This is a genomic window from Micromonospora sp. B9E7, assembly GCF_039871815.1.
Taxonomy (GTDB): Bacteria; Actinomycetota; Actinomycetes; order Mycobacteriales; family Micromonosporaceae; genus Micromonospora.
Genome location: NZ_JBDPLX010000022.1, coordinates 32,015 through 51,238, shown reverse-complemented (window position 1 = coordinate 51,238; position 19,224 = coordinate 32,015). Strand labels below are relative to the sequence as shown.

At 73.3% G+C, this 19,224-nt stretch carries 20 protein-coding genes; 9 read left to right on the top strand and 11 right to left on the bottom strand.

The annotated features are described in order from the left end of the window. Positions 1-17: 17 nt before the first annotated feature. Positions 18-2,156, bottom strand: a complete 2,139-nt coding sequence (locus tag ABGB10_RS27250; protein WP_347663840.1) for a SpoIIE family protein phosphatase — start codon at positions 2,154-2,156, stop codon at positions 18-20. A 199-nt stretch (positions 2,157-2,355) separates the two neighbouring features. Between ABGB10_RS27250 and ABGB10_RS27245 the strand changes: the two genes are divergently transcribed. Next, a complete protein-coding gene (locus ABGB10_RS27245; protein WP_347663839.1) occupies positions 2,356-3,165 on the top strand; it encodes a hypothetical protein in 810 nt (269 codons plus the stop codon). Positions 3,166-3,232: 67 nt separating this feature from the next. Here ABGB10_RS27245 and ABGB10_RS27240 read toward each other — a convergent pair whose 3' ends face one another. Next, positions 3,233-3,586, bottom strand: a complete 354-nt coding sequence (locus ABGB10_RS27240) for a DUF6401 family natural product biosynthesis protein (RefSeq protein WP_347663838.1) — start codon at positions 3,584-3,586, stop codon at positions 3,233-3,235. Positions 3,587-3,746: 160 nt separating this feature from the next. On the opposite strand from ABGB10_RS27240, the gene ABGB10_RS27235 reads away from it, so the two are divergent. Continuing rightward, positions 3,747-4,196, top strand: coding sequence for a hypothetical protein (locus ABGB10_RS27235; RefSeq protein ID WP_347663837.1), 450 nt, complete (start codon positions 3,747-3,749; stop codon positions 4,194-4,196). Here ABGB10_RS27235 and ABGB10_RS27230 read toward each other — a convergent pair. Beyond that, on the bottom strand, positions 4,193-4,402 hold the full coding sequence (locus ABGB10_RS27230) for a hypothetical protein (RefSeq protein ID WP_347663836.1): 210 nt from the start codon (positions 4,400-4,402) through the stop codon (positions 4,193-4,195). The two genes, ABGB10_RS27235 and ABGB10_RS27230, sit on opposite strands and share 4 nt — an antisense overlap. Positions 4,403-4,560: 158 nt before the next feature. Between ABGB10_RS27230 and ABGB10_RS27225 the strand changes: the two genes are divergently transcribed. Further along, positions 4,561-5,898 carry an MFS transporter gene (locus ABGB10_RS27225; RefSeq protein WP_347663835.1) on the top strand — a complete coding sequence of 446 codons (1,338 nt, stop codon included), beginning with the start codon at positions 4,561-4,563 and terminating at the stop codon, positions 5,896-5,898. Here the strand turns inward: ABGB10_RS27225 and ABGB10_RS27220 are convergent. The 4 genes from ABGB10_RS27220 to ABGB10_RS27205 all read right to left on the bottom strand — a co-directional run bounded on the left by ABGB10_RS27220 (position 5,856) and on the right by ABGB10_RS27205 (position 8,244). Further along, positions 5,856-6,116, bottom strand: coding sequence for a hypothetical protein (locus tag ABGB10_RS27220; RefSeq protein WP_347663834.1), 261 nt, complete (start codon positions 6,114-6,116; stop codon positions 5,856-5,858). The genes ABGB10_RS27225 and ABGB10_RS27220 overlap by 43 nt on opposite strands. Before the next feature lie 109 nt (positions 6,117-6,225). After that, complete coding sequence (locus tag ABGB10_RS27215; protein ID WP_278138621.1) at positions 6,226-6,687, bottom strand: SRPBCC family protein; 462 nt, start codon at positions 6,685-6,687, stop codon at positions 6,226-6,228. A 51-nt stretch (positions 6,688-6,738) separates the two neighbouring features. Continuing rightward, positions 6,739-7,155 (bottom strand): DUF2795 domain-containing protein, encoded by a 417-nt coding sequence (locus ABGB10_RS27210; protein WP_088947320.1) that lies wholly within the window; start codon positions 7,153-7,155, stop codon positions 6,739-6,741. A gap of 102 nt (positions 7,156-7,257) precedes the next feature. Continuing rightward, the gene (locus tag ABGB10_RS27205) at positions 7,258-8,244 is read right to left on the bottom strand and encodes a YihY/virulence factor BrkB family protein (protein WP_347663833.1); all 987 of its coding nucleotides are present in this window, start codon (positions 8,242-8,244) and stop codon (positions 7,258-7,260) included. A 167-nt stretch (positions 8,245-8,411) separates the two neighbouring features. On the opposite strand from ABGB10_RS27205, the gene ABGB10_RS27200 reads away from it, so the two are divergent. After that, complete coding sequence (locus ABGB10_RS27200) at positions 8,412-8,813, top strand: ChaB family protein (RefSeq protein ID WP_269680000.1); 402 nt, start codon at positions 8,412-8,414, stop codon at positions 8,811-8,813. Positions 8,814-8,867: 54 nt separating this feature from the next. Here ABGB10_RS27200 and ABGB10_RS27195 read toward each other — a convergent pair whose 3' ends face one another. Further along, complete coding sequence (locus tag ABGB10_RS27195; protein WP_347663832.1) at positions 8,868-10,301, bottom strand: aldehyde dehydrogenase family protein; 1,434 nt, start codon at positions 10,299-10,301, stop codon at positions 8,868-8,870. 72 nt (positions 10,302-10,373) lie between these two features. Between ABGB10_RS27195 and ABGB10_RS27190 the strand changes: the two genes are divergently transcribed. Continuing rightward, complete coding sequence (locus ABGB10_RS27190) at positions 10,374-11,981, top strand: NAD(P)/FAD-dependent oxidoreductase (RefSeq protein WP_347663830.1); 1,608 nt, start codon at positions 10,374-10,376, stop codon at positions 11,979-11,981. 129 nt (positions 11,982-12,110) lie between these two features. Here ABGB10_RS27190 and ABGB10_RS27185 read toward each other — a convergent pair whose 3' ends face one another. From ABGB10_RS27185 to ABGB10_RS27175, 3 genes are all read right to left on the bottom strand, one after another. Further along, entirely contained in the window at positions 12,111-12,878 is a 768-nt protein-coding gene (locus tag ABGB10_RS27185; protein WP_347663829.1) for a polyprenol monophosphomannose synthase, read from the bottom strand. Between the two features lie 189 nt (positions 12,879-13,067). Further along, entirely contained in the window at positions 13,068-14,069 is a 1,002-nt protein-coding gene (locus ABGB10_RS27180) for an SDR family oxidoreductase (protein WP_347663828.1), read from the bottom strand. After that, complete coding sequence (locus ABGB10_RS27175) at positions 14,066-14,494, bottom strand: SRPBCC family protein (RefSeq protein ID WP_347663826.1); 429 nt, start codon at positions 14,492-14,494, stop codon at positions 14,066-14,068. The genes ABGB10_RS27180 and ABGB10_RS27175 overlap by 4 nt, the downstream gene beginning before the upstream one ends. 172 nt (positions 14,495-14,666) lie before the next feature. Between ABGB10_RS27175 and ABGB10_RS27170 the strand changes: the two genes are divergently transcribed. Genes ABGB10_RS27170 through ABGB10_RS27155 form a run of 4 tightly spaced genes read left to right on the top strand, consistent with a single transcriptional unit; the run spans position 14,667 to position 19,211 of the window. Continuing rightward, complete coding sequence (locus ABGB10_RS27170) at positions 14,667-16,358, top strand: HAD-IIIA family hydrolase (RefSeq protein WP_347663825.1); 1,692 nt, start codon at positions 14,667-14,669, stop codon at positions 16,356-16,358. Next, positions 16,355-17,329 carry a glycosyltransferase gene (locus ABGB10_RS27165; RefSeq protein ID WP_347663823.1) on the top strand — a complete coding sequence of 325 codons (975 nt, stop codon included), beginning with the start codon at positions 16,355-16,357 and terminating at the stop codon, positions 17,327-17,329. Before ABGB10_RS27170 ends, ABGB10_RS27165 begins: the two co-directional genes overlap by 4 nt. Further along, positions 17,314-18,531, top strand: a complete 1,218-nt coding sequence (locus ABGB10_RS27160; RefSeq protein WP_282261010.1) for a glycosyltransferase — start codon at positions 17,314-17,316, stop codon at positions 18,529-18,531. Before ABGB10_RS27165 ends, ABGB10_RS27160 begins: the two co-directional genes overlap by 16 nt. Next, the gene (locus ABGB10_RS27155) at positions 18,528-19,211 is read left to right on the top strand and encodes an SIS domain-containing protein (RefSeq protein WP_347663908.1); all 684 of its coding nucleotides are present in this window, start codon (positions 18,528-18,530) and stop codon (positions 19,209-19,211) included. Before ABGB10_RS27160 ends, ABGB10_RS27155 begins: the two co-directional genes overlap by 4 nt. Positions 19,212-19,224 lie beyond the last annotated feature (13 nt).

Here is a 19,224-nt window from a genome sequence, read left to right as displayed (position 1 = left end):
ACCCGTTCGGGCGGTTTTCAGGCGGCGCTCGGGTTCGGGGTGCGGATCTCGAACCAGACCGTGGAGCCGCGGACCGACGGGTCGGTGCCCCAGGCGTCGCTGAGCTCCTCGATCAGGCCGAGACCGCGCCCGCGACTGCTCAACGTGTCGGTGCGAGCCCGGGTCACGGTGCCCCGGGTGCCGGAATCGGCGACCGAGACCAGCAGCCGCTCGGGGCTGAGGTCGATCTCCACCCGGGCGGCCGTGCCGGCGTGCAGCAACGCGTTGGTCGTCAGCTCGCTGGTGCACAGCACCGCCGCCCCGATCACCGACTCGGCCACCTGCCACTCGGTGAGCTGGCCGGTCATCCAGTGCCGGACCCGGCTCGGCGCGGTCGGCTCCGCGGGCATCTCCATGCTCGCCGACCGGCTCGGCTGGAGGGCGTGCTCGACCGCCAGCACGGCCACGTCGTCCTCGGTGCTGCCCGGTACCGCGGCGGTGGCCACCGCGCACAGTGCGCGCGGGTCACCGCTGCCGGCCTTGGCGACGGCGTCGCCGAGGATGGTCAGCCCGGCGGTGAGGCTGTGCCGGCGACGTTCCACCACCCCGTCGCTGAACAGCAGAAGGGTGTCACCGGGGCGGAACGGGACCGTCGTGGTGCCCGGTCGGCCGCCCAGACCCAGCGGAGGGCCTGCCGGGACGTCGAGGTATTCGGCGTGCGAGCGGCCCTCCGGGTCGCCGCGACGGATCAGCGGCGCGGGGTGCCCGGCGCTGGCCAGGGTCAGCTCCCGCCGCCCCGCGTCGATCACCCCGAACACCACGGTGACGAAGAGTTCGTGTGTGCCGGCCTCCACGCCCAGGCTGGTCACCAACCGGTCCAGCCCGGCCAGCACGGCGTCCGGCGCGGGGTCGGCCAGAGCCAGCGCGCGCAGCGCGGCCCGAACCTGGCCCATCCGTGCGGCGGCCTGCACGTCGTGACCGGCGACGTCGCCCAGCACCACGCCCAGCGCGCCGCTGGGCAACAGGAAGGCGTCGTAGAAGTCGCCGCCGGCGGCGTTGCCGTCGACCCCCGGGTCGTAACGGGCCGCGATCCGCAGCCGGGGCAGGTCCGGCAGGTGCTCCGGCAGCATGCTGCGCTGCAACAACTGGGCGGTGCCGTGCTGGGTCTCGAAGCGGCGGGCCCGCTCGGCGGCCTGACCGATCAGCTCGGCCGAGGCGGCCAGCAGCGCCCGCTCGGCCGGCGACCAGGTGTGCGGAATCTGGTAGCCGACCGCCAGCCCGCCGCGCACCACCGAGGTGCCCAGCGGCAGGGCCGCCATCGAGCGGACCTTCTGGTCGTGGCGGTCCACCGCGGTGTCCCGCAGCGGTTGCCCGTCACTGACGAACGACGGGCCACCGGCGCGGGCCGCCCGCACCACAGGCGTCGACCAGTCCGCTGGCGCGCGCCGCCAGAGCGGGGGGAGTCGCTCGTCGGCCTCGTCCAGCAACTCGCCCCGGACCCGGCGCACCATGCGCCAACCGCCGCCGCCCTCGTCCACGACGAACGAGGCCTGGTCGGGGTCGAACGTGGTGGTCGCGTACCGCAGCGCCACCCGGGCCACGTCGTCCAGGGTGAGCGTGCCGGCGAGCGCCGCGGCCACCTCGCTGAGACTCTGCAACTGCTCGGTGACGTGGGTGGTCTCGGCCGCGACCGTCAGCACGCCGACGATCTGCCCGACGCTGTCGCGCACCGGCGAGTAGGCCCGGGTGAAGACCGCCTGCTCCGCGGTCGGGGAGTGCCCACGGACCAGGGGCAGCGTCGACTCCTTCTCCAGGAACGGCACCCCCTGCCGGTAGCAGCGCTCGATCACCGCACCGACGCCCGGGAGCGCCCAGATCTCCGCGAACACCTCGGCGGCCGGTCGGCCGAGGGCGCCCGGGTGTTTGGTGCCCAGCAACTCGGCGTAGCCGCCGTTGTAGAGCAGCACGAGGTGGTCGCCGTACGCCAGGGCCATCGGCATCGGCGAGGCGAGGATCAGCTCGACCACCGCTCGGACCGCCACGTCCCAGCCCTCCGCTGGGCCCAGCGGGGTGCCGGCCCAGTCGTGGGCGAACCCGGCAGCGACCGCACCGGACCCGGATGACGCGCCCGGGCCGGGAGTTGCTGGCGTGGGGACCCGCCCGACCGTTCCTGGCATGTCCGCAGCCTAGTCGGCCGGTCGGAAAAGGCATCCGATCATGGCCGTGGGCTGTCGCCGATCCCGGGAGCGGTGGACGTTCGGGCAGTTCAGGGCCCCTGTCCGGCGGCTTGTCGCAAAAATGGCGGCGCTCCGCGCGGACTGCCACACCTGTTGCCGGGTATGCGCCCGGCGCAGTCCATGCGACAGGAGGGACATCATGCTGAAAACCCTCGCGGTCCGGCAGGCCGACATCGGCGATGCCATCGCCGACACCTGGAGGTCAGTGCTGCTCTTCATCCCGAAGGCAGTGGCCTTCATCGTCATCCTCGTGGTCGGCTGGCTCATCGCCAGAGCCGTCCTCAAGATCGTGGATACGGTGCTGGAACGGGTGCGCTTCGACCAAGCGGTCGAACGCGGCGGTATCAAACGGGCCCTGGAGAGAACGAAGTACGACGCCAGCGACATCCTGGCCAGACTTGCTTACTACGCCGTACTGCTGTTCACGCTCCAGTTCGCCTTCGGAGTCTGGGGACCCAACGCGATCAGTGACCTGATCAGCGGCGTGGTGGCCTGGCTGCCGCGTGCGTTCATCGCGATCGTCATCGTGGTGGTGGCGGCCGCGATCGCCAACGCCGTCCGAGATCTGGTCACCGGCGCGCTGGGAGGGCTCTCGTACGGCAAGGTCCTGGCCGACCTGACGGCGATCTTCATCATCGCTCTCGGCGTGATCGCCGCGCTGAACCAGGTGGGTATCGCCACCACGGTGACGACCCCGGTGCTGATCGCGGTGCTCGCCACGGTCGCCGGCATCCTGATCGTCGGTGTGGGTGGTGGTCTGGTGAAGCCGATGCAGAACCGTTGGGACGGCTGGCTGCGTCGGGCGGCCGAGGAGGCTCGGGCGGTGCAGCAGCAGCGCCAGGCCACGACGGCCGGGCGGAGCGACGTGGAGCGGCAGATGGCCGACCGCGGTGGCGACCGCACCCAGGCCATGCCTCGGGTGGACGAAGCCCAGCAGTACCGCTCGTAACACGCGGAACAGGCACGGCTGGTGGGGAGGGTGTTCCGCGTCCGACGCGGGACGCCCTCCTCGCGGGTCAGGCCCGGTCGAGCGAGCGGGCCAGCGCGCAGACGGCGAGCAGTCGGGTGAGCAGCCAATCCGGGCGACTCCAGTCGACCGGACCACCCGGTGGACTCCAGCCGTGCTCCAGGGCAGCCGCGCGGACCCCCTCGGCGTAGCCGGCGAGCATCGCCGCGCTCAGCGGTTGGCGGTCCCCGTCGAGGCTGTCCCGGACGGCTGCCGCGTGCTGGTCGACGAGGGCCAGCAGCCCCGGTCGCGCCGCGGCGGCGGCCAGCCCGATGGTGCCGACGGAGACGGTGAGGGCGGCCAGGGTGGACCACGCCGAGTCGACGGCGGTACGGGGGGCGACCCGGGTGAACGGCACACGCATGGTGACCGAGGCTAACCGACCGGTGACCGTGTCGACCTCGGCCGCTCGGCGGATGTCGGCTGCGCCACTGGGCGACCAGTGCTGACCGCAGGGGTTGATCCGGCACAGACGGCAGCAGGAGAACCACCCGCGGATGGCGGCACACGGCACGGAGGCACGGATGGGACAGCAGGCGGACGGACCGGACGAGCAGCACCGGCGGCCCGCCGGCGTGAGCGACGCGACGGTCGCCGCGCTCGGCAAGCTCAGCGAGGCGTTGGAGTGTGTGGAGCGGGCGCGGGGGCACCTGTACTCGATGCACCAGCTGATCGGGCACGCCGACCTGATGCTCGACGACGCGGTGGAGCAGTTCCGCGCCGCCGGGCAGCCGCGGCTCGCCGAGCGGATCGCCACCGAGTTGCGGGGCCGCAACGTCATCGCCGGGCGGTGGACGTTCCAGATCGTCGAGGACTTCGACGACGGTTACCACGCGCTGTTCCGGGAGGTGGACCAGCAGGCCCGGGACGAGTTGGTGGGCGGGCGACGCCACCTCTACGAGGCGGAGATGAAGGAACGTCGCCGCAGTCGGGGCCGGCCGGGGCACGAAGCCCGGCCGGGCAACGAGGGCTAGTCGCCTGTGGCGTTCGCGGGGCGTCGCCGCGCCGCGTCGTCGGCGATGATCACGGTGGCCACCATCAGCGCGACACAGAGGCTGAACAGCCACGACTCGTCGGCGACGAGCCAGGCGGACACGGGCGCCTGCAGCGCGGCGAGCAGGAAGCCGAGCCAGGCCAGCCGGCGCTGACGGGTCGAGAGGATCCCAGAGCCTTGATGCATCCCGAAATTCTTGCGCGAACATGCCGGATTGCCGTCCTCCGATCGGCCGATTCTGGATGAGCTGTCCGTTTTCTCAACCGTACGGACACGACTTCTTTGCGCCGCGAGCGATCCGCCGGCGACGACACTAGGGTGCCCCTGCGGCAGGATGGTGCCTCGTGTCCACCACGCCCGCGCGCCCCCGCGCCTCGCTGCTCCTGCTGGCCTACCTCGCGTTCGTCAGTCTCGGCCTGCCCGACGGGCTGCTCGGCGTCAGCTGGCCCTCGACGCGGAGCGACTTCGGCGTGCCGACCGAGGCGGTCGGGTGGGTGCTCACCGCCGGCACCGTCGGTTATCTCGCCTCCAGCGTGCTGGCCGGCTTCACGCTGGCCCGGGTCGGCGTGGGCGCGCTGCTCGCCGGCAGCACCCTGCTGGCCAGCCTGGCGCTGATCGGCTACTCGGTGAGCCCGGTGCTGGCCGTGCTGGTGGGCTGCGCGCTGCTACTCGGGCTCGGCTCCGGCGCGATCGACTCCGGGCTCAACGCGTACGCCGCCGGGGCCTTCGGGCCGCGCGAGATGAACTGGTTGCACGCCTTCTTCGGCCTGGGTGTGGCCATCGGCCCGCTGATCATGACCGGGGTGCTCAGCGCCGGGCTCGCCTGGCGGTGGGGTTACGGCATCGTGGCCGCCGCCCAGCTCGTCCTCGCCGCCGCGTTCGTGCTCACCGTGCGGGCCTGGCATCGGGGCGTCCCGGCCCACACCGCAATCGCCGACGCCGCCGGAACGGAACCCACCGGGACGGCGCCCACCGGAACGGAACCCGCCGGGACGGCGCCCGCCGCGTCGGCGGTCGTGCGGATCCCGGTCCGGGAGACGCTGCTGCTGCCGGCGGTGTGGTCGGGGGCGCTCGCCTTCGCGCTGTACGTGGCCATCGAGGTGTCCGCCGGCCTCTGGGCGTTCCTGCTGCTCACCGAGGGGCGCGGGGTGAGCGCGGCGGTGGCCGGCGGCTGTGTGTCCGCGTACTGGGGCAGCCTCTTCGTCGGTCGGGTCGTGCAGGGGGTGGTCGCCGAGCGGTTGGGGGCCAGCCTGGTGCTGCGGGCCAGCCTGGCCGGAATGGCCGTGGGCGCGGCGCTGATCGCCGTCCCCGGGCCGGCCGCGCTGGCGGTGCTCGGCCTGGTCGTGGTCGGTTTCGCCGCCGCGCCGGTGTTCCCGCTGCTCACACTCACCACCGCCGACCGGGTCGGTACGGCGCACGCGGACCGGGCCATCGGACTGCAGATCGGCGCGTCCGGCGTCGGCGCCGCGCTCGTCCCGGGCGGGCTCGGCGTGCTGATCGGCAACACGTCGGTGCAGGTGCTGGGATCGGCCCTGGTGGTGCTCGCGCTGGGGCTGATCGCGCTGTACGAGTGGGGTGCGCGCCGACCTGCCGCCGGGCCGCCCGCGCCGGTGGTGCCCGCCCAGCCCGACGGGGAGGATCAGACGTCCGGTCCGGTCCGGCCGGTGGTGGACGGGCGGTAGGCGCGCTCCGGGTCGGTGGCTTCCCGCGTGTTGCCCTGAGCCTGCCCCTCGCGGTCCGACGCTGCCGGCCCGTGCCCGAACGTGGCCTCTTCGCCCGCGTCGTTGCCGGTCACGTCGTCGGCCTGCCCGTCGAGGCTGGAGCCCGATACGGCACGTTCCAGCTCTTCCAACGGAAGTCGTTCCTCGTCCCGCCACACCCTGATGTTGTCGTCGGTCATGCCCTCAGCCGTACCCGGGCGCGATGATCGCAAACTGTGTCGCGCGGGCGGGCTCGGACACGGCGATGGCCGCCGGAGAGCCGGCGGCCATCGGTGAAGCTGCGCAGGGTCACGGCTGCGGGCGGTCCACCGACCCGCGCCAGGCACCGGTCTCCTGACCGCGCCGCTCGATGTAGGTCTTGAACCGTTGCAGGTCGCCCTTGGCCCGCCGGTCGACGATGCCGAGCTTGTCGCCGGCCTGCTCGACGACACCGTGCGGCTCGAACTCGAGTTGCAGGGTGACCCGGGTCTTGTCCGCGTCGAGTCGGTGGAAGGTCACCACACCGGCCTGCTGGGTGCCGCCGGTCGAACGCCAGGCGACCCGCTCGTCGGGGAGCTGTTCGGTGATCTCGGCGTCGAACTCGCGCTTCACCCCGGCGATGTCCACCGTCCAGTGGGTCATCGTGTCGGAGAGCTGCCGGACCTCCTGCACACCCTCCATGAACTCGGGGAACTCCTCGAACTGCGTCCACTGGTCGTACGCGGTGCGTACGGGCACGGAAACGTCCACATGTTCGGTAACGCCACTCATCAGAGAACCTCCTTCAGCCGCTGATGGTCGTCGGGTCGGGGGGCGACCCGGTCACCAGCGAGTTGTCTCGTTCTTGTTGCCGAGGGCGGCCCACACCTCGGAGACCGTCTGGTAGACGGTGCCCTCGGGCAGTCGTTCCAGCGCCGCCACGATGTCGTCCGGCGCCTCGTTCTCGCGGGCGCTGGCGATGAGCACCAGGCGGTCGCCCGGCAGCGCGCTCATCGAGATGAACCGGCCGAGCCGGCTGCGCTGCTCGACGTCCGTGGAACTCATGCCCTGCGGGGTGCCGGTGCGCAGATCGCCGGCCGGGGCGGTGGTCGTCTCCGGCTGGTCCTCGCCAGCCGGTTCCGGCACCCGCGACTCGTCGACCCGAGAGCCACCGGTCCCCGGCCCCTGTACGAGGCCGCTGACCTCCTGACTCATCTGTTCGTCGATCCTCGGTCCGTGCTTGCTGTTGCCACGCTCCATGCCTTCTGCGCTACCCGGCACCCCGTCCGATAAACCGGCACCGGGCCACGAACCGGCCCTCGGCCCGGCCACGGACCGGACATCCGAGCCGGAAACGGAGGCTCAGTCGTCGGCGGGCCTGCGCGGCGGCAGCACCGGCTCCTCCGGGTCCGGGTCGCCGGCCTGCAACTGCCGCCCGCGCTGCACCTCGGAGTTGATCTGCACGCCCAGCATCAGCGCCGAGTTGGACAGGTAGAGCCAGACGAGGAACGCGATGGCCGCCCCGAGGCTGCCGTAGGTCGTGTCGTACGAGCCGAAGTTGGCCACGTAGAGGCCGAAGCCGAAGGAGGCCGCGGCCCAGGAGACCAGGGCCACCGCGCCACCGGGGGTGAGCCAGCGGAAGCGGGGCTGGCGTACGTTCGGGGCGATCCAGAACAGCAGCGACAGCAGCACCATCATGATCATGGCGAGGACCGGCCACTTCGCCACGCTCCACACCGTGCGGGCCAGACCACCGGCGTTGATCAGATCCCCGACCGCGTCGGTGACCGGGCCGCTGACGATCAGGCCGAGCGCGACCACCGCCAGCAGCACCAACGTGATCGCCGCCAGGCCGATCTGGAGCGGGCGAAGCTTCCAGACCGGTCGACCCTCGGTCACCCCGTAGACGGCGTTGGAGGCCCGGGTGAACGCGCCGATGAAGCCCGACGCGGACCAGAGCGCGCCGAGCAGGCCGAAGCTCAGCAGCAGCTTCGGGTTGCTCTGGTCGAGCACCACGGTCCGGATCACCCCTACCACGCCGCCCTCGTCGTCGGTCAGCACCGACCCGGCGCCCACCTGGTTGGCCAGGTCGACCACCGTGTCCAGGGTCCGCTCTCCGTCGGAGACCAGACCGACGAGCGCCACCACCACGATCGCGGACGGAAAGAGCGCCAGGACCGCGTAGTAGGTCAGCGCGGCGGCCCAGTCCGAACAGTTGTCGTTGACGAAGTTCCGCACGCTGCGGACCAGCACCCCGCGCCAGGTCCGCCAGCTCAACTGCCGCATCCGTCGGGGAACCCGGGGGTGGTGTGCGCCGTCGAGCGTCGTACCGGGCTCCGTGGTCGTCATGCCCGCTCCCTGCGCCCCGGCCACCGGATGACCGGTCGTCCGGTCGGGCCTGGCCCGCCGGTACCCGCACCGGGAAATCGACAAACCCGACCGTCGTACGCCGGCCGTTTGGGCTGCCACGTCCGGGGAACGTCAGGGGGATCCAACCGACGCGGAGGAGGAACGAGATGCCCGGGCGCGAGGACCTGCCCAGCACGCTGCGACGCTCCTCGGACAAGGCGCAGCGCACCTGGGAGAAGACGCACGACTCGGCGGTCGAGACCTACGGCGAGGGGGAGCGGTCGCACCGGACCGCCTTCGCCGCGGTGAAGCACCAGTTCGAGAAGGTGGGCGACCACTGGGAGCCGAAGGGCCGCAAGGGCCCGAGCGACCAGCAGGCAGCCGGCGGCGGGCCGGAACGGCGCGCACCCACCGCCGGTGGGGTCGACGCCAACGCCACCAAGGACCACCTCATGTCGGTGGCCCGCGAACTGGACGTCCCCGGCCGGTCCAGCATGAACAAACCGGACCTGGTCAAGGCGATCCAGAAGGCCAACGACAGGGCCACCCGCAAGGCTCGCGGAGACTGACCCGCCGGACGACGGTACGGGCGGACGCACCATCCCTGCGTCCGCCCGTACCGCTCACCACTGGCCGCCGCCCGGCGCTTCGATGTGCACCGCCTTGGTGGCGGTGAACTCGTCCAGCAGCTCCGGGCCGTACCCGAAGCCCTGCCCACTGGCGCGGCGTGGGTGCGCGGCGCCACCCGGCGCTCCCCCGAACACCGCGTTGACCTTGACGGTGCCCACCGGCAACTCCCGCCAGGCCCGCTGCGCGTGGCTCATCGACGTGGTCAACACGGTGGCGGCCAGCCCGTACGGGGAGTCCGCCGCGCAGCGCAGCGCCTCGTCGAACGAGTCGACGACCACCACCGGTGCGACCGGCCCGAACGTCTCCTCCCGCACCAGCGGCATGTCGTGCCGGCAGTCGGTGACCACCGTGGCCGGGTAGAACGCCCCCGGCCCGTCCGGCACCTCGCCGCCCACCCGCAGCCGCGCGCCGGCGGCCACCGCCGCCGTCACCTGCCCGTGCACGTGGTCCCGGTGCCGCCGGTCGACCAACGGCCCGAGCTCGGTGCCCGGGTCCCGACCCGGCCCGACCCGCAGCGCCTCGGCGTGCCGGATCAGCGCGGCCACGAAGGCGTCGGCCACCTCCCGGTGCACGTAGATCCGCTCCACCGCCACACAGATCTGCCCGGCGTTGGCGAACGCGCCGAGCGCGGCCTGACCGGCCGCCCACTCCGGGTCGACGCCCACGTCGACGATCAACGGATCACTGCCCCCGTTCTCCAGCAGCACCTTCGCGCCGGTGCGGGCCGCGGCGGCGGCGATCGCCCGCCCGGTCGCGGTCGAACCCACGTGCGCCACCACGTCGACCTCCTGCGCGGCCAGCGCTGCGCCGACCTCCGGCCCGCCGGTGAGCAGGGACAGGACACCGGCCGGCAGCGCCTGGTCCAGCGCCCGGGCCAGCAGCCAACCCGTCGCCGGTGTCCGTTCGCTCGGCTTGTAGAGCACCACGTTGCCGGTCACCAGGGCCGCGCCGAGCAGCCCGCAGGAGACCGCCACCGGGTCGTTCCAGGGGGTGATCGCGGCGACCACACCACGCGGCTCCGGCGCCAGGAAGTCCAGCGCGTCGGCTCCGCCGTTGAGGGTGCGTCCGCCCCGCAGCGGGGCCAGCTCCGCGTACTGTCGCAGGGTGCCGATGCCCGCCTCGACGCCGCCGCGGGCGTCCGCCAACGGCTTGCCCATCTCCGCCGTGACCGCCGCCGCCAGTTCCTCGGTGACCGCCGCCACCGCGTCCGCGGCCCGGTGCACCGCCGCCGCCCGTTCGGCCGGTGCCGTCGCCGCCCACGCCGCCGCCACGTTCCGTGCCGCCTGGGCCGCCTTGCCGACCTCGTCGGCGGTGGCCACCGGCACCGTGCTGACCGGCGCCCCGTCCGCCGGATCACACACCACCAGTTCGCCGCCGTCGCCGCCCGCGCCCCACACCCCACCCACCAGCTGCGCAACCGTGTACATGCGGCGCTGGATGCCCGGGCCTCGGCGAGACAAACGCGTTTCGCCCGGTTGCGCGCCGGGTAGGCGGATCGGATGAGCACCACCGCCGCGCAGAGCGCGGACGCCGTCATCGTCGGGGCCGGCCACAACGGCCTGGTGGCGGCCAACCTGCTGGCCGACGCCGGCTGGGAGGTGGTGGTGCTGGAGGCCACCTCGGCACCCGGCGGCGCGGTCCGCTCCGCCGAGGTCACCGCGCCCGGCTATCTCAGCGACCTCTACAGCTCGTTCTACCCCCTGGGGTACGCGTCACCGGTGCTGGCCGGCCTCGACCTGGGTCGGCACGGGCTGTCCTGGCGGCATGCGCCGGACGTGCTGGCGCACCTGCTGCCGGACGGCCGAGCCGCGGTGATCAACCGGGATCCGGACGTCACGGCGTCCTCGCTGGAGCAGTTCGCCCCCGGTGACGGCAAGCGCTGGCTCAATGCGTACACCGACTGGCTCGACGTGGCCGAGCCGATGCTGGACGCGATCACCTCGCCGTTCCCGCCGGTCCGTGGCGGGGTGGGTCTGCTGCGTCGGCTGCGGGTCGCCGGCGCGCTGCGACTGGCCCGGCGACTGGTGGTGCCGGTGCGCAAACTCGGCGACGAACTCTTCGACGGCCCCGGCGGCCCGGCCCTGCTGGCCGGCTGCGCCCTGCACACCGACCTGTCCCCGGAGGAGGCCGGCTCCGGCGTGTACGGCTGGTTGCTGGCCATGCTCGGTCAGCAGATCGGCTGGCCGGTGCCCGAAGGTGGCGCGCAGCAGATCACCAACGCGCTGGTGGATCGGCTGCAGGAACGCGGTGGCGTGATCCTCTACGGCGCCCACGTCGACCGGGTGCTCACCGCCCGGGGCCGGGCGATGGGAGTCCGCACCGTCGGCGGCGCGCTGTGGCGGGCCCGGCGGGCTGTCCTCGCCGACGTGCCGGCGCCCGCGCTCTACCTCGACCTGGTCGGTGCGGCAGCGCTGCCGTCACGGCTGGTGGAGGACCTGGCGCACTTCCGTTGGGACGGTTCGACGCTGAAGGTCGACTGGGCGCTGTCCGCGCCGATGCCCTGGACGAACGGGGCCCTGGCCGGCGCCGGCACCGTGCACCTGGGCGCGGACCTCAACGGGTTGACCCGGTACGCGAGCGAGCTGGCCCGAGGCGAACTGCCCCGGGATCCGTTCCTGCTGCTCGGGCAGATGTCCGTCGCCGACCCGAGTCACTCCCCGCCGGGCACCGAGTCGCTCTGGTCGTACACCCATCTGCCGTTTCGTCGCGACTGGCGGGCCGAGGACGTCGCCGGTCACGTGCAGCGTATGGAGGACGTGTTGGAGGCGGCGGCGCCGGGTTTCCGGCAGCTCGTCGTCGGCCGGCACGTGGCCGGACCGGGGGACCTGGAGAAGGGCAACCCGAGCCTGGTCGGCGGCACCATCGGCGGTGGCACCGCCGCCGCGTACCAGCAGCTGTTCCTGCGCCCGATCCCTGGCCTGGGCCGGGCGGACACCCCGGTGGACCGGCTCTTCCTGGCCAGTGCGTCGGCGCATCCCGGCGGCGGCGTGCACGGCGCGCCCGGCGCGAACGCGGCCCGTGCGGCGCTGGCCCGCGACCGCGCCCTGACCGGTCGGGCCTACGCCGCGGCCATCGCCACCGCCCACCGCGCTGTCTACCCCGACTGACCCGGGGCCCCGACCCCTGCCCCGACCCCTGCTCCCGGTGATCAAGAGGTTTGCGTCAGATTTCGGGGCGTCGCTGACGCAAACCTCTTGATCACGAGGGTGAGAGCGGGTGGGGGGAGGGGGTGGGTGTTAGTTGGTGATGTTGCGGTGCTTGCTGCGGAGGCGGAAGGGCATCAGGGCGCTCTCCACCTTGGTCGCGGTGGTCATCTTGGAGGTGCCCTCCTGGCGCTCCTCGAAGCGGATCGGCACCTCCAGGATGGTGTGCCCCAGCTTGGTGGCGAGGTAGTGCATCTCCACCTGGAAGCTGTAGCCGTTGGACTGCACCCGGTTCAGGTCGATGTTGCGCAGCGCGTCGGCCCGCCAGATCTTGAAGCCGGCGGTCAGGTCCCGGATGCGCACCCGCAGCAGGGTGTGCACGTAGAGGTTCGCCCAGCCACTGAGGGCCCGGCGGTACAGCGGCCAGTTCTCGTCCAGCTCGCCGCCCGGCACGTAGCGGGAACCGATCACCACGCTGGCCTGCGTGGAGAGCAGCGCGCCGAGCATGCCCGGCAGCGCCTCCGGCGGGTGCGACAGGTCGGCGTCCATCTGCGCCACGTACTCGGCGCCGCCCTCGATCGCCCGGCTCATCCCGTCGACGTACGCCCGACCGAGGCCCTCCTTGCCGGCGCGGTGGACGACCTCGATCCGCTCCGGGTGCTCGACGGCCAGCTTGTCGGCCACGTCACCGGTGCCGTCCGGGGAGTTGTCGTCGGCGACGAGGATGCGCAGGCCGGGCAGCGGCAGTGCGAGTAGCCGCTCCACAAGTGTGGGCAGGTTGCCCGCTTCGTTGTAGGTGGGCACAACGACGGTCAGGCGTACGTCCCGCCACGGCGACGGCAGCTGCACAGGCTCGATCATGCGGACATCCTCGGTTTGCGGACAGGGGGCTTTTGGAAAGGGTATCCAGTTGTCACATTCGGGTTGAAGAGGCACCCCTTCCGCGCGTCGCGGAACCCGGTGGACCGGGGTGCCCGATCATCGATGCGCTGGTCGCGGGGGTTGCCAGGCCAACTCCCACGAAGACCGGTCAGCGCCTGCCGAGGTCGGTCAGCGCCTGAGCCGTGCCGCGGCGGCGAGGGTCAGCGCCGCGACGGTGAGCGCGACACCCGTCAGCGCCGGCTTGTGGGTGCCGATCCAGAGCGCCGCCGAACGGTCACGTGCCCGGTCGGAGAAGATGCCCGCCGTGCCCCGGTCCGTATCCTCGTCGCCGGGATGGTGGAGATTGTCCCGCCAGGTGGTCGGATCGATCTCCTCGTCGGTCTGCTGGCTGTCGTAGCCGTCGCGGGCCAGTTTCCGATCGAGCAGCCCGGGGAACAGGATGTCGGCCAGCCGGGCCTGCCAGGTCGGGCCGCCCACGTTCAGCTCCCTGGTGCCACGCTCGGCGGCCCAGACGATGGCCCGGGCGGCCAACTCCGGCGTGAAGATCGGCGGCACCGGCTGCGGGTGCCGGGGCAGCCGGGTACGGACCCAGGAGAACTGCGGCGTGTTGATGGCGGGCAGCTGCACCATCGACAGTTTCACCCCCGGGCAGTCGTGCAGCAGCTCGGCGCGGAGCGAGTCGTTGAAGCCCTGCACCGCGTGCTTGCTCGCGCAGTACGCCGACTGCAGGGGGATCCCCCGGTAGGCCAACGCGGAGCCCACCTGCACGATCGTGCCCCGCCCGTGCGCCCGCATGTGTCGCAGCGCCGCCAGGGTGCCGTGCACCGTGCCCAGGTAGGTGACCTCGGTGACCCGGCGGAACTCGCGCGCCGGGATCTCCCAGGCGGGCGCGAACACCGACGCCATGGCGTTGTTGATCCACAGGTCGATGCCGCCCCACCGGTGCACCACGTCGTCGGCGGCCTGCTGCACCGCGCCCGCGTCGGCCACGTCGATCCGGTAGGCGCGTACGTCGGTCGCACCCCGCAGCCGGCACTCCCGCTCGGCGGCGGCGAGGCCCGCCTCGCCCCGCGCCAGCAGCGCCAGCCGGGCGCCCCGGTCCGCGTACGCGTGGGCGACGGCCCGACCGACACCGGCGCTCGCCCCGGTCACCACCACGGTCTGCGTCACGGGGACCCCTTCTGCCGGGTGGCGATGTCGGCGAGCCGGTCCAGCGTCTCCCGGTTACGCAGGTGCAGCACCAGGTCGTTGACCTTGTTGCGGACCCAGCGCAGCGGGCCGGCGGCGAAGTCCTCCCCGATGCGGACCCGGGTGGCGCCCTCTCCGACCGGCTCCAGCGTGAAGGCCACGATCGCCTCACCCGCCGGCCAGAGCCCGGCCTTCAGCACCAGTCGGTGCGGCGGTTCGCAGACCAGCACCGTCGACGCGTCCTGCAGCGAGAGCGGCCACGGCCCGGCTCGATGGTGCAGTTGGCTGCCCACCCGGGGCCAGGCGTTGTCGACATCGCGCATGTGTGCCGTGCCGACCACCCAGTCGCTGTACGTCCACCCGTCGGCCAGCACGTCGAACACCTGCTGCGGGGGAGCTTGGATCACTTTCTCCACAATCGCCACTGGGCTCCCATACCCGCGCCAGGGCGGCGCTAACGACCGGCGGGTTAGCTTCTCCGGCCCGACGGGTAAGGCCGACCTGGGGCGCCGCTGGTGGCGCTGGCCCACCCCCTCGGCGACGACGTTTACTCCTCGGGGCGCAGGGAACCCGCCGCCTGTGCGACAGGACCAGGAGGATCCGTATCAGCGCAGGTCAGCCCGGGTGTACGCCGCTGCTGACCGCGCCGGTTCCGCCGGGTTGCGCGGCACCGCCGTGGGAAGCCCCCAACCCGTCCTGTACGACGCGGTGTTGCTGGACCGCGACGGCACCCTGGTCGAGGACGTTCCGTACAACGGCGACCCGGAGAAGGTACGCCCGGTGCCGGGTGCGCGGGCCGCGCTGGACCGGCTGCGGGCGGCCGGGCTGCGGCTGGCGGTCGTCACGAACCAGTCGGGCCTGGCCCGGGGCTACTTCACCGGTGAGCAGATGCGGGCGGTGCACGCCCGTGTCGAGGAGCTGCTGGGTCGGTTCGACGCCTGGCTGGTCTGCCCGCACGACGACGAGGACCGTTGCGACTGCCGCAAGCCGGCACCCGGTCTGGTGCATGCCGCCGCCCGGGAACTGGGCACCACCGCGTCCCGGTGCGTGCTGGTGGGCGACATCGGCCGGGACGTCGCCGCCGCGCTGGCCGCCGGGGCGACGGGGGTCCTGGTCCCCACGCCGGTGACCCGACCGGAGGAGATCGCCGCCGCCGGGTGGACCGCCACCGACCTGCCGGCGGCGGTCGACGAGATCCTGCGCCGTCAACAGGCCGTGCAGCCGGCGACCCCGACCGGCGACCCGGTCCGGACGGCGCTGGTGGTCCGGTCGGACTCGGCGGGGGACGTGCTGGTCACCGGGCCGGCGATCCGTGCCGTCGCGGCCGGGGCGCAGCGGGTGGTGCTGCTGTGCGGGCCACGGGGCCGCGCCGCCGCCGATCTGCTGCCCGGCGTCGACGAGATCATCGAGCACCCGCTGCCGTGGATCGACCCCACGCCGGCACCTGTCGACCCGGAGGACATGCGGAACCTGGTCGCCCGTCTGAGCGCGGTCGGCGCGGACCAGGCGGTGGTGTTCACCTCGTTCCACCAGTCCGCCCTGCCGCTGGCACTGCTGCTGCGGATGGCGGGGATCGGCCGGATCGCGGCGATCAGCGACGACTACCCGGGTTCGCTGCTGGACATCCGGCACCGGGTTCCGGTAGGCGTTCCCGAACCGGAACGCGCCCTCTCCCTCGCCGCCGCCGCCGGCCACCGGCTGCCCGAGGGCGACGAGCCGGTGCTCCGGCTCCGCCGGGACGCCGTGGCGGCGCGCCCGGCCGATCTCGGCGACCCGGGGTACGTGGTGCTGCATCCCGGCTCGGCCGCGTCGAGCCGGGCCTGCCCGCCCGAGGTGGCGACCCGGATCGCCGGGGCGTTGACCGCAGCCGGGCACCGGGTGCTGGTCACCGGCGGCCCCGACGAGCGTTCGGTCACCGCCCGGGTCGCGGCGGCCGGTGGCACCGACCTGGGTGGACGAACCGACCTGGCCGGGCTGGCCGGGATCGTGGCGGACGCCAGCGCGGTCGTGGTCGGCAACACCGGGCCGGCGCACCTGGCCGCCGCCGCCGGTGTGCCCGTGGTGAGCCTCTTCGCACCGACCGTCCCGTTCGGTCAGTGGGGGCCCTACCGGGTGCCCACCGTCCGGCTCGGCGACGCCACCGCGCCGTGCCGGGACACCCGGGCCGCCAGTTGCCCGGTCCCCGGCCACCCCTGCCTCAGCGGCGTCGAACCGGACGAGGTGGTCGACGCGCTGCGAATGCTCGCCGTCGGTGGTGGTGGCGGCCGATGAACATCCTGCTCTGGCACGTGCACGGCTCCTGGACCACGTCGTTCGTGCACGGCGGCCACCGCTATCTGATCCCCACCACACCCGACCGCGGCCCCTACGGCCTCGGCCGGGCCCGCACCTACCCCTGGCCGGACAGCGCGGTCGAGGTCACCCCGGAGGATCTGCCGGGCACCGACGTCGACCTGGTCATCCTGCAACGACCGGAGGAGATCGACCGGGCCGAGACGTGGCTGCGCCGTCGCCCCGGGCGAGACGTCCCCGCGATCTACGTCGAACACAACACCCCCAAGGGCGACGTACCCAACACGCGGCACCCGATGGCCGACCGCGACGACCTGCTCATCGCCCACGTCACCGGGTTCAACCAGATCTTCTGGGACACCGGCGCCACCCGCACCACAGTGGTCGACCACGGCATCGTCGCCCCCACCGTCTCCTACACCGGCGAACTCGACCGGCTCGCCGTGGTGATCAACGAACCGGTCCGACGAGGCCGGGTCACCGGCACCGACCTGCTTCCCCGGTTCGCCGAGATCGCCCCGCTGGACGTCTTCGGCATGGGCGTCGCCGGCCTGGCCGACCACCTCGGGCTGCCCGCCGACCGCCTCACCAGCCACGACGACGTGCCCCAGCACCGGATGCACGCCGAGCTGGCCCGGCGGCGCGCGTACCTGCACCTGTGCCGGTGGACGTCGCTCGGGCTCAGCCTCATCGAGGCGATGGCGATCGGCATGCCGGTCGTCGCGCTCGCCACCACCGAGGCGGTGACGGCGGTGCCGCCGGAGGCGGGGGCCCTCGCCACCCGGACCGACACCCTGCTCGACGCCGCCCGCCGGTTCATCGCCGAACCGGCGACCGCGCGGCAGGCCGGCGCGGTGGCGCGAGTCGCCGCCCGCGACAGGTACGGCCTCGACCGTTTCCTCGCTGACTGGGACCGGCTGCTGGAGGAGGAAGTATGCGGATCGCGATGATCTCGGAGCACGCCAGCCCGCTCGCCGTCCTCGGAGGGGAGGACGCCGGCGGCCAGAACACGCACGTCGCGGAGCTGTCCGCCGCTCTCGCCGCCGCCGGGCACGAGGTGCGGGTCTACACGCGCCGGGACGCGCCCGACCTGCCGGTGACCGTCCGCAGCCCGGACGGGTACGACGTGGTGCACGTGCCCGCCGGCCCGGCCGAGCCGGTGGCCAAGGACGCGTTGCTGCCGCACATGCGGGAGTTCAGTCGGTGGCTGACCGAGCGCTGGCGGGGCGGGGACTGGGTGCCCGAGGTGATCCACGCGCACTTCTGGATGAGTGGCCTGGCGGCGCTGACCGCCGGCCGGCAGACCGGGGTGCCGGTGGTGCAGACGTACCACGCGCTGGGCACGGTGAAGCGCCGCTACCAGGGCGTACAGGACACCAGCCCGGCCCGGCGGGTGTCCTACGAGCGGGAGCTGGGCCGCTCGGTGGACCGGATCGTCGCGCAGTGCCGCGACGAGGTGGGCGAACTCGTCCGGATGGGTGTGCCCCGGTCCCGGATGACCGTCGTGCCCTCCGGGGTCAACCTCGCCACGTTCGCCCCGCTCGGGCCGGCCGCCGACCGGGAGCCGGGTCGGGCCCGGATCCTGACCGTGGGCCGGCTGGTCGAACGCAAGGGCTTCCAGACCGTGATCCGCGCGATGGCGCTGGTCGCGGACGCCGAGTGCGTGGTCGTCGGCGGTCCGCCCGAAGGGCTGCTCGAAACCGACCCGTACGCCCGGCGGCTGCGAGCCCTCGCCGAGTCGTGCGGGGTGGCCGACCGGGTGCACCTGGTCGGCGCGGTGCCCCGGGAGGAGATGGGCCGCTGGTACCGCTCGGCGGACCTGCTGGTCGCCGCACCCTGGTACGAGCCGTTCGGCTTGACGCCGCTGGAGGCGATGGCCTGCGGGGTGCCGGTCGTCGGCACCGCCGTCGGCGGCATCCGGGACACCGTGGTCGACGGGACGACCGGTGACCTCGTGCCGGCGCGGGACCCGCACGCTCTGGCCGCCGCGATCCAGGGGTTGCTCGACGACCGGATCAGGCGCTTCGCGTACGCCACGGCGGCTCGCGAGCGGGCCCGGACGCGGTACTCGTGGGCGGCCACCGCCGAGCGGCTGGTCGAGGTCTACAGCGAGGTGGCCGCCGTGCGCCGGCCGACCCGGGTGGTGGCCTGATGCCGGCGGGCAGCCTGCTCGACACCCACCTGACGAATCTCGCGGCGGCGCTGGTGTCGTACCGGCGGTGTGAGTCGCAACTGGCGCGCTGGGGTGCCGACCTGGCCCACCGGCTGGCCGGCGGGGGTCGTCTGCTGGTCGCCGGCAACGGCGGCAGCGCTGCCGAGGCCCAGCACCTGACGGCCGAGCTGGTCGGCAAGCTCCACGACGATCGGCAGCCGCTGTCGGCCATCGCGCTGCACGCCGAGACGAGCGCGCTCACCGCCATCGCCAACGACTACGGCTACGCCGACGTCTACGCCCGGCAGGTGCGGGCCCACGGTCGTCCCGGTGACGTCCTGCTGCTGCTCAGCACCAGCGGGGCCAGCCCCAACCTGGTCAGCGCCGCGCAGGCTGCCCGCGCCGTGGGCGTGACCAGTTGGGCGCTCACCGGGGCCGTTCCCAATCCGCTCGCCGACGCCTGTGACGACGTGCTGGCCGTCGCGTCCGGAGACACCCAGGTCGTCCAGGAGCTGCACCTCGTGACCAGTCACCTGCTCTGCGAGTACCTGGAGCAGGAGTTGCCCGCCGCGCTGGCCGCGGCGGCGGCCGTCCGCCACGTGCCGGGGGAGCCCGGGTCGGTGCGCGCCGGGGTCGACGTGGTGCTCGACGGTGGGGCCGCACAGCAGATCGACGCGTGAGGATGAGGAGGCA